Genomic DNA, 9908 nt, shown 5'->3' with positions numbered 1-9908 from the left:
AGAATTCTTTGGCTCTCGCGGCCTGAGTTTAATAAGAAAAAATCAAAGTTCGTGTCTCAGAAACTTGACCAGCTCACCTCCCCGGATAAGAGCATTTACTTTCCTCCTGCGCCCGCCACATTTACACACTTGCCGTTTCGGTGGAACGGGCTTCACCATCGCATGCTGGCTTACCCCGACAAATATGCCTTATATGTGGTTCGTGTCCCTCGGTGCTGGGATTTGCCTCCGGCTTCCTTCCCACCCCACCTCACGGTGACGCAGTTGCCATCGGCTAGAAGTTAAACCACCTTCTCCTTCAGAGGACTTTCACCTCCAAGTAAATGCCCATGCCGGGCGTACAAGAAAAAGAGTGGGACCGGTTACCCGGTCCCACTCTTTGCTGGTTCTAAGTTCTAGAACTCATTTGGAGGCGTCGGCGGTGTCGCCGGTGCCCGACGGGTTGGCGCGGTGCCCGAGGTGTCGGGACCGTCCATCTTGCTGATGTCGATTTTCTCCAGTGTGCGAGCCGCAGCATCGCGGCCGCCAAGGCCGAAGGCCAGAGCCGCTGCCAGGGCCGCACCGATCACGATGGCGCCGAAGGCCATGTTGATAATCGAATCGGCCAGACCCATGTACTTCAGGCCCATCGCGATGAACAGTGCGATGGCCGTGTAGCGGATGATCTTCGAGGCGGTAGTATCGCCCATCAGTCGACCGATCACACTTGCCAGCACGAAGCCGATGGCGATGATGACTCCACCGAAGATGACCTTGCCGCCCAATTCCAAGACCTCGTTGAGGATGTTGGTGATTGCCGGGAAGTTCAGCATGCTTGCTGCCATGACCGCGAAGAACAGGATAATTGCGATCTTCACGATGGTGGCGATGATTCCCGATGCGCTCTGCCCCTCGGGAACAACTCCCCAGCCCGCCACAACTCTGTCGGTCCCCACACCGCGCAGCGTTGATTCAAGCAGCTTGCCAACAAACTTGGCGATCAGGAAGCCCACGGCCAGAAGGATCAGGGCCATGATCACCTGTGGAATTGCGGTCAGGACGATCTGCAGCATCTCCTGCGCTGGTACCGAAATGGCCTCGATGCCCAAAACCTGCAGTGCGGAAATAGCCACGACCAGCAGGATCAGCGCAAACACGATATTTGCGATGACATCCACGATGGTCCGCTGCGTGCGCAGTGAGGTCTCGGGGTCGACTTCTTCGCCGTCGCCGGGAGTCAGTTTGCGAACGAGGGAACTGAAATCGACAGTTCCCAGACCGGTCTGGATCAGCTGCTTGATTACATTGGCGATCACGTAGCCAATGATGAAGATGAAGGCCGCACCGATGAGGTTAGGCAGGAAGCCCATGATTCCGGCGAGCAAGTCCTGCACCGGGGTCAGCACCTCGGTCAGCGAGAAGACCTGGAGAATAGCGATCAAGCCGAAGAGCCAAACGACCAGCGACGCGACCTTGCCTAGCGAATCACCGATCTGCTTGCCATCGGTGCCCTCCTTCTGGAGGAACTTAATCTTGGTGACGAGTTTGGCGACAGCCCATTTGACAACCTTGGCCACCAGCCAGGTGATGATGAGAATAACAAGCGCGATGGCAACTTTTTGCAGCATCGACGCCCAGTCAATGTTTCCTAGAACGTTCTGAGTTTGCATCTCTGCTCCTTCAACGTGGGGATAATTTAGACACTACGACGAGGATTTTTTGCTGACTAGGGCAAGGAGAGAACCGGCGGCCCTAGCGGATGACAAATACCGACATCGAAGAACTAATTCCGCACCTAAAGAGTGCAAATTCAACGGATAGAGCAGTAGATCACAAGATTTGATACGAAACCACTGTACTTGAAGATTTTGGTTTCGACCCCGGTCACAAGTTCGACTTTCCGGGCTTGACTTTGGATGACTCGCAAGTGTCTGAATTCCCGGTTACATGCATCCGGCTTCCCGTGCGGACGGGCGCACCAGGAATTCACCATCCCGGCTATGCCGGCACAACAGCTGGCATAGCCGGTCAAATTCAACGCATCCCTAGTACTGGCCCACGAAAATGGTGGCCGATCAGGAAACCGAGTCGGTGCCCTCGATGGTGCTGGTGACCTTGGACCCCAGCTCGACGGTGCGCGAGACCGTGCAGTATTTGTCGTGGGAGAGCTTCACAATGCGCTGGACCATTCCGGCTGCCTTGCGGCCTTCCACGGTATCGGGGAACTTCAGGTTGAAGGACATATCGATGTCTTCCATCTGGCTCGCGCCACCTGCTTCGACCTTGTAGCCGGTCGCGGTGACCTCGAATTTTTCGGGCTCCGCATGCCTGGTCGTCGCGGCATCGACGTCAATCGATGAGCACCCTGCAATCGCGGCCAGCAGCAGTTCGACCGGGGAGAGCAGGCCTTCGCCTTGGCCGAACTCGATGCTCGCACCGCTCTCGGTGCTGGTGGCCTGGTAGCGGCGCGAGGCCAGGCGTTCGATGGAGACTTCACGCAGGGAACGGGTATTTTCTGTCATGCGTCTATCGTTCCACGGGTCGCTCGCGGACCCTTGCATGACGCAGGGACACGCTAGGACTTTTGGCGTCGGCACCGACAAGACCGGCTTGGTCCTCCGATTCGAATCCGCAACGCCGGAAAAATTCCAACCCAGCGATGTTTTGCGCGTTGAGCACCATTTCGATCTCCGCGCAGCTGGAAAGCGCAAAGGCCGCCAGGGCCCTGCCGATACCTTGTTGGCGATGCTCATGGTGGACCCATAGGAGCTCCACACGCCGTTCGTCCATGGCCATGAAACCCACGACCTGCGCGCCCAGGTGCGCTACGAAAATTTCTGCACGTTGCGCATAAACGGTTTCCAAGGTCGAGGCTACGGAGGTCAAATCCGCGGCCGAGAGGAAATCCAGGCGCCCTTCGACGGAGGATCGCCACACGTCCAGCAGTTCCGGAACTTCTTCGATGCCCGTCCATGGGCGGATGCGCAAGGAGTGCGCGGAGGACGGCTGGTTCATGTCGGGGCTCTGCGAATCCATTGCTACTCCTCCTGCGCAGGGTGCACAACGCACCCTACTGATTCGTAACCTAGTGCTTCCTGAACCCCGCGTTCAAGTGCTGATCGCAGTATTTCCCCGCTTGGCGCGCCGCCCTGAGGGTTCTTGCCACGTCCCGAAGCAAGCCTTCAGGTCGCCCAATACCGCTTCCCCGGCCCCGGCAGGACGCCATTGTTCCGGCACCGCTGATGTGACCTAGACAACTCAAGGTAAGTTCGACATCCTAGTCTTAGCATCAACGAACATTCGATTACGCGGTTTCACCACTGAAAACACGGTGATGAGCGGCCCGAGAACCGCCGAACCTTGGAGGAGAACCCATGGCCGAGGCCTACATTATCGATGCCCTGCGCACACCGGTAGGGCGCCGCGGCAAGTCCCTGGCGGCCGTGCACCCGCTGGATCTCGCGGCCGCGCCGCTGGCGGAACTGGTGCGCCGCAACGGCATCGATTCGACGCAGTATGACGAGATCATCCTCGGCTGCATCGACCAGGTAGGACCAAACGCCATGGACATCGCGCGCAACGCGTGGTTGGCTGCGGGCCTCTCGGAACAAGTTCCGGGAACCACCGTTGAGCGCCAGTGCGGCTCCGGCCAGCAGTCGGTGTCCTACGCGGCCCAAGCGGTGCTCAGCGGCACCAGCGATCTAGTGGTCGCCGGCGGCGTGCAATCGATGTCGAGCATTCCGCTGTCCTACTCCAATACGGCCGCCGCGCAGTTCGGCTTCCCCGACCCGTACACCGGCTCTGCACGGTGGACCCAACGCTATGGGGACCAGGAGATCTCGCAGTTCCGCGGGGTGGAGATGATGGTCCAGAAGTGGGGGCTCACCCGTGCCCAGCTCGAGGACTTCTCCGTCGCCTCCCATGAAAAGGCCCTGCACGCCCAGGAGCGAGGCTACTTCGAGCGGGAGATCCTGCCGTTGGCCGAACTGCGCGCCGATGAGGGGCCGCGCACGCCGGACCGGGCGAAGATGGCCTCGCTGCCGCCGATTATCGACGGCGGCCTGCACACCGCCGCCAGCGCCTCGCAGATGTCCGACGGCGCCGCCATGCTGCTGATCGCCTCCGAATCGGCGGTCAAACGCTACGGACTGAAACCGCGCGCCCGCATCCACCACATCTCGGCCCGCGCCGATGACCCGGTGATGATGCTCTCGGCACCGATCAACGCCACACGGCATGCGCTGGCCCGCGCCGGGATGAGCCTGGAAGATATGGACCGCATCGAAATCAACGAGGCCTTTGCCGCGGTGGTCCTCGCCTGGCAGCAGGAAACGCAGGCGGATATGGCCAAGGTCAACGTCAATGGCGGCGCCATTGCGCTGGGCCACCCCATCGGCGCCACCGGTGCCCGGTTGATGACCTCGCTGCTGCATGAGCTGGAACGCAGCGATACCCGTTGGGGTTTGCAGACCATGTGCGAAGGCGGCGGGCAGGCGAACGTCACCATCCTCGAACGGCTCTAAGCCCCGACCGGGCCAACGATTTCTCGATTAAGGATTCCCGCTCATGAACGATTCCCTGCCAGCAAGCGAAGAGCCGAACCCGAGGTCTGCCGCCCTCAAGGATTCGCATAACACCATCGGGGCACTGCTGCGCCGCGGCGCCGCGCGCAACCCCGAGGCCAGCGCCCTGCTCTTCGAAGAGCGCGAGTGGAGCTACCGCGAGCTTGAAAGCGCGGCGCGGCGCGTGGCCCGCCGGCTGCAGGAGGCGAACCTCCCGCCGGGTTCCCGGGTGGCCGCCTACGCGGCGAATTCCGATGCCTACGCGATCCTCTTCCTGGCCTGCGCCCTCGCCGGGCTGGTGCATGTGCCGGTGAACTTCGCGTTGAAAGGCGATGAGCTCAGCTACCTGTTGGAGGATTCGGGCGCGGTGCTGGTGGTAGCCGACGAACAGCGGCTCGCCCTGGTCGACCAGGTTCGCGCGCAGGGCCGGGCCCCGGCGGTGGAACGGGTATGGACGCTCTTGCCGGCCGGCACCGGGGAGCCCGCGATCTTGGAAACCGCGCTGGATCCCGGGGCGGCGCAGCTGCCGACGACGCAGGGCTCCGGGACCGAGCTGGTGCAGCTGCTGTATACCTCGGGCACTACCTCCGCGCCCAAGGGCGCGATGATGACCCACGCCGCGCTGCTGGCACAGTATGTTTCCTCGATCATTGCCTTGGATTTCACCGCCGAGGACCGCCCGCTGATCGCGATGCCGCTGTACCACTCCGCGGCCATGCACGTGTTCCTGCTGCCCTATTTGTCTCTCGGGGCACGCGTCCGGCTGCAAGCCAGTCCCGATATCGCCGAGACCCTGGAGAGAGTCGAAGCCGAGAGCATCGGGTCGCTGTTCCTGGCCCCGACGGTGTGGGTGCCGCTGAGCAACCACCCAGACCTGGAAAGACGTGATCTCTCCTCGCTGGCCAAAGCCCAATACGGTGCCTCGATTATGCCGGTGACGGTTCTGGCGCGGCTGCGCTCACGCTACCCGAAGATCGGTTTCTACAACTGCTTCGGGCAATCCGAGCTGGGTCCGCTGTGTTCGGTGCTGCGCCCCGAGGAGCATGAGGCCCGTCCGGCCTCCTGCGGCCGTCCGGTGTTCTACGTCGAGGCCCGGGTGCTCAACGCCGCCGGGGAACTAGCCGAGGCTGGCGAACCCGGCGAGATCCAATACCGCTCCCCGCAGGTGATGAGCGGCTACTGGAACAAGCCCGAAGCCACGGCGCAGGCCTTTGTCGACGGCTGGTTCCGTTCCGGTGACCAGGTCACCGTCGATTCCCAGGGCTATATCCAGGTGGTGGATCGGATCAAGGACGTGATCAACACCGGCGGTGTGCTGGTCGCTCCGCGCGAGGTCGAGGACTGCATCTACGAACTCGAACAGGTAGCGGAGGTGGCCGTGCTCGGGATCGCCCACGAGCGTTGGATCGAAGCCATCACCGCGGTGGTGGTGCTCAAGGAAGGGGCCGAGCTGAGCGCCGAATCCGTGCGCAGCCACGTGAAAAGCCGGATCGCCGACTACAAGGTGCCCAAGCGCGTGGATTTTGTGGCGCAGCTGCCGCGCAACCAATCCGGGAAGCTGCTCAAACGCCAGTTGCGGGCCGAACGTGCCGGAGTCGAAAGCGGACCGCGCGCATGAGCCAGCCCATCCCCATCACCACGGTGGAAACCATGAATCAGGCAGCAACCGCGATCCGCGTGGAGACTCGGCCGGGAATTGTGCGCATAGTTTTCCAGCGCCCCGCGCAGGGCAATGCGCTGAATCTGGCGTTGGCGCGCGAGGCCCTGACCGCGCTGCGCGCCGCGGAGGAAGAACCCGACGTGCAGGTGCTGACGTTGACCGGCGAGGGCCGGTACTTCTGCGCCGGCGGCGACGTGTATTCCATGGCCGCGCTCGCTGCCCGGGACCGTCCGGCGTATCTGGCGCAGCTGGCCGGGGCGGCCCACGAGCTGGCACTGGCGATCGTGCGTTCCCGGTTGCTGGTGATCGCCGCGGTCAACGGCGCGGCGGCCGGCGCTGGGTTGGGGCTGGTGCTTTGCGCCGACTGGGTGCTGGTCGACGAGTCCGCTCCGCTGGTGGCCGCCTATGCCTCCATCGGGCTGAGCCCGGACACGGGGGTCTCCTATTTCCTTCCCCGGGTTCTCGGCCATCAACGGGCCGTCGAGCTGACCCTGGGCGGGCGCAAGCTGGTCGGTGAGCAGGCGGTCGACTGGAGGCTGGCCAACGAGGCGGTGTCCTCCGAAACCTTCGCGCCGCGTCTCGCGGAGCTCGAAGACGGCTTCGTGCGCGGCGCGGTGCAGGCGATCGGCCCCACCAAGTCCCTGCTCCGCGCCGGCGTCGCGGAGGAACTCGAAGCCCATCTGCATGCCGAGGCTTCGAGCATTGCCCGCCTGTCGGAACACCCCGATTCGGTTCGGCTGGTCAACCGCTTCGCCGGCAAATAGCGCACGCGGGCCGGCGCAACGCTCAGCGGAGGCCGCCGGCTTGGAGATTGCGCAGGTAGGCCAGCGAGTCGGCGGCCAAGGCATTCTGGCTGCTGGCCAGCGGCCGCCAGATCGCTGCGGCCTCCGCGAGCGTGGGGTTGTGCGGGTTGAAGGACTTCACGCACAGCGGTCCGTCGTAGCCGGCGAGGTCCAGGGCATGGACGAACCCGTGCCAATCGAAATGGTCAGCTCCCACGATTCCGCGGTCATTCGCGCTCAGCTGCACATGGTTGATGTGCTCCGTGGCCCGGGCCACCGCGGCGGCGATGTCCTGCTCCTCGATATTCAGATGGTAGGTGTCCAGCCCCATGCCCAATCCGGGGCCCAGCAAGGGCTCTAGCGCGTCGAAGCACTGGTCGATGGTGTTCAGCAGCGAGGTTTCGTGACGGTTCAACGGTTCGATGGCCAGCGTGATGCCTCGCGCGGCGGCGTGCTCGACCAGTGGGGCCAACGCGGTGCGCAATTGCGCATAGGCCGCCCTGCGCTGCCCGTCGTCCAGCGCGAACAGCCGGCCCGTGGCGGTGTACAGCGGGCCGGCGACGGTGGTTGCGCCGAGCGAGGCCGCCGCGTCGATGCAGCCGCGGAGGTAGTCCTGCGTTGCCTCGACTTCTGCCCTCGGCACCCCGATAAGGTTGTGCCCCGCAGGCATCACTGCGGCAAGCACCGGGTGCAAACCCAGTTCGCCCAGCAGGTCCTTGGCCCGTTCTGGATCCCAGTCGCCGAGTTGTTCCAGTGGTAGCTCGATGGCATCGAACCCCAGCTGCGCCGCTTGGGTAGCCAAATGCGCCAAAGATTCATCGGTCAGCCTGGCGGTCCACACCCAGGTGCTCACCCCGAGTTTCCGTTGCATAACCCTCCGCCTCCTGAAATGGGCCGGCCGGTGCGACCGGCCTGTGCGTTGTCTGCCGTCGTACTTTCAGGTTACGCCCGGAAGAACGACGCGGATAGGGCGGCCGTTGACTCTCAAAAACATCTGGGTCTAGCCATCGGCAAATTCTCTATTCCGCACTGGGCAATGACCCGCTCAGCCGGGCTTGTTGGGTGAATGATTTTTTCCTTCACCCCCGATAGGTCACTTCACCTGCCGAACATCATCTACCGGTTGCCGGGGCACAGCGCCCTTGGTGCCTATTAGTGGTCTGCGCGGCGTGAGTTCCGGTGGACGGTTGGGGGCGGGTTTGATGACTGAATGAAAAAATATTCGCCCTTGTTCCCGCACCAAATTCGTGGGTGATTCTCCGGTTGCAGCGCAACGGCAGCCCAGTCTGCAGGTGCTGGGACTGCTGGCCGGCGAGATGCTTTCCCGGAGGTTTTGACTGCCAACTTTATTTGGCGGTTAAATCGCGACACTAATTGGCGGTTCATGGAGCTCCAAGAGTGGAGCCCTCGTAGAACACCGCAACGCCGGAAACTCAATCACCAACGTTCGTACTTTTCAACGTGCTTGAAACGTCTTGCAACCCATAGTTTGTTGAGACAACACGGATAGGGTCAAACAGGCATCTAACCCAATACCATCTCCTGCAACGCGGCAAGCAACATGAAGAGCGCCACACCTGGCAGGTGCGGCCCTCTTCATGTCTGGCAACTTCAGGTATTGGCGTAGGGTGCTGGATACTTATTCCAAAAGCTCTCCGACGCCGCGAAGGTTTATTTCACCGAGGGTAACGATGTGCAGGTATTGTTCCGGTGCTTGCTGTTCAGCGGTGTCCCGGCTGCAATATAGGGCCGTGGGCTGTGGATTCTCCATGATCCCGAAGATTGGATTCCCATCGGCGTCCTCATCGTACGATGACAAAGTAGTATGCGTGAGATACAAAACGCAGCCATCTACCAGGTCTATGCTTTCGGCACCCTGCACCTTTCGAGCTTCCCAGCTGACTTTAGTGTCTAGATACTTTTCCTGAATCGCAAAGCATTCACGTTCACTGGCCACGATCGCAATTATTGGCTCTATGTATTCAAGATCTGGAAATGGGCTGGGTTGTTTCCCATAGACGACGTAGACCATCTGATCTTCTGAATATTTCGAGCCAAGGCGAATCTTGATTTTTGTCAGGATGCTGCTTAGAGACGGCATGGAACCCCCTTCTGTACAGGAGCGTAGGCATCAGCATAGTAAGTCTTGCCTTTGTCGACAATAGTTCCGAGAGTACGGCCTGACCATGTGGTTTTTTTCGCAGATTTGCATGACAGTGCGTGATTTGTCTGCGTGAAGACAACAGGATAGTAAGTGCCGTTATATTTATCGCCCTTTATCTTTTAGGCTGGCTGGCTAATCTCCGGGCCACCTTTGGTCCACCAGGCTAATCGTTTAAATCGCGCCTGTGAAGAATGCTTGATCGAAGTGACTTTCGTGGTGCAATAGGTTGTGGATTTGAAGCCACCCGTACTATAGTTCCCAGATTTTCTGGTGTGAAAACCTGCGGCAACGATCTTGCAAGGCCCGTAATTCACTTTTGCCATGGCACCCACATTGAATCCGGCTTTGTGTAGTTCGTCCATCTTATCCATCTTGGCTACTGCATCGGCAGGCGATTCCGCTTCGATGTAGTTCGATTCCGTAGGGGTTTTTTCGGGGAAGAAATCTTTCGTTGAAAGGGCGTATTCCGAGGACTGCTGCACCGTGTGGGTTTCGCTAACAGGAGTTTCAACAGCCTGCGCCATCCCCGGTAATGCAGCTACCAAAGACAACGCAAGGGGTAATGCTACAAAAGTAAAATTCATCGTTATGCCTGACGCTTGTAGTTTAAACTTTTGGTTCTGGACTCAATATTTTTATTATCTTCAATAGTGTAACTTCTCGCCTAAAGTTTTTACCACAATGCACCCTACAGCAGGCTGAAAGTTCATAGTCTTCGATAAGGGCCGATTCGAGGCATAGGTCACGTCCGACTTTGCGAC

General features: G+C 60.6%; 9 protein-coding genes. 3 read left to right on the top strand and 6 right to left on the bottom strand.

Features of this window, described 5'->3' with window-relative positions; translation table 11 throughout:
• Positions 1-395 precede the first annotated feature (395 nt).
• The 3 genes from CQ015_RS16870 to CQ015_RS16860 all read right to left on the bottom strand — a co-directional run bounded on the left by CQ015_RS16870 (position 396) and on the right by CQ015_RS16860 (position 3015).
• Positions 396-1649, bottom strand: a complete 1254-nt coding sequence (locus CQ015_RS16870; RefSeq protein ID WP_096287838.1) for a mechanosensitive ion channel — start codon at positions 1647-1649, stop codon at positions 396-398.
• A 405-nt stretch (positions 1650-2054) separates the two neighbouring features.
• A complete protein-coding gene (locus CQ015_RS16865) occupies positions 2055-2501 on the bottom strand; it encodes an OsmC family protein (RefSeq protein WP_096287836.1) in 447 nt (148 codons plus the stop codon).
• A gap of 4 nt (positions 2502-2505) precedes the next feature.
• Complete coding sequence (locus CQ015_RS16860) at positions 2506-3015, bottom strand: GNAT family N-acetyltransferase (protein WP_096287834.1); 510 nt, start codon at positions 3013-3015, stop codon at positions 2506-2508.
• 338 nt (positions 3016-3353) lie between these two features.
• Between CQ015_RS16860 and CQ015_RS16855 the strand changes: the two genes are divergently transcribed.
• From CQ015_RS16855 to CQ015_RS16845, 3 genes are read left to right on the top strand one after another with little or no spacing between them, the layout of a single operon-like run.
• Positions 3354-4502, top strand: a complete 1149-nt coding sequence (locus CQ015_RS16855) for an acetyl-CoA C-acetyltransferase (protein WP_105650692.1) — start codon at positions 3354-3356, stop codon at positions 4500-4502.
• Positions 4503-4545: 43 nt separating this feature from the next.
• Complete coding sequence (locus tag CQ015_RS16850) at positions 4546-6159, top strand: fatty acyl-CoA synthetase (protein WP_105650691.1); 1614 nt, start codon at positions 4546-4548, stop codon at positions 6157-6159.
• The gene (locus CQ015_RS16845; RefSeq protein ID WP_255248494.1) at positions 6156-6965 is read left to right on the top strand and encodes an enoyl-CoA hydratase/isomerase family protein; all 810 of its coding nucleotides are present in this window, start codon (positions 6156-6158) and stop codon (positions 6963-6965) included. The genes CQ015_RS16850 and CQ015_RS16845 overlap by 4 nt, the downstream gene beginning before the upstream one ends.
• 22 nt (positions 6966-6987) lie before the next feature.
• On the opposite strand, the gene CQ015_RS16840 is transcribed toward CQ015_RS16845, so the two are convergent.
• The 3 genes from CQ015_RS16840 to CQ015_RS16830 all read right to left on the bottom strand — a co-directional run bounded on the left by CQ015_RS16840 (position 6988) and on the right by CQ015_RS16830 (position 9731).
• Complete coding sequence (locus tag CQ015_RS16840) at positions 6988-7854, bottom strand: sugar phosphate isomerase/epimerase (RefSeq protein ID WP_096287828.1); 867 nt, start codon at positions 7852-7854, stop codon at positions 6988-6990.
• 768 nt (positions 7855-8622) lie between these two features.
• Complete coding sequence (locus tag CQ015_RS16835) at positions 8623-9084, bottom strand: hypothetical protein (protein WP_096287826.1); 462 nt, start codon at positions 9082-9084, stop codon at positions 8623-8625.
• Between the two features lie 182 nt (positions 9085-9266).
• Positions 9267-9731 (bottom strand): hypothetical protein, encoded by a 465-nt coding sequence (locus CQ015_RS16830; RefSeq protein ID WP_141393573.1) that lies wholly within the window; start codon positions 9729-9731, stop codon positions 9267-9269.
• Positions 9732-9908: the final 177 nt, after the last annotated feature.

The sequence above is a fragment of the Arthrobacter sp. MYb221 genome (genome assembly GCF_002979835.1).
In the GTDB taxonomy this organism is placed as follows: Bacteria; Actinomycetota; Actinomycetes; order Actinomycetales; family Micrococcaceae; genus Glutamicibacter.
Note: the sequence above shows the minus strand (reverse complement) of the source record. Positions and strands in the feature narration are given on the sequence as shown.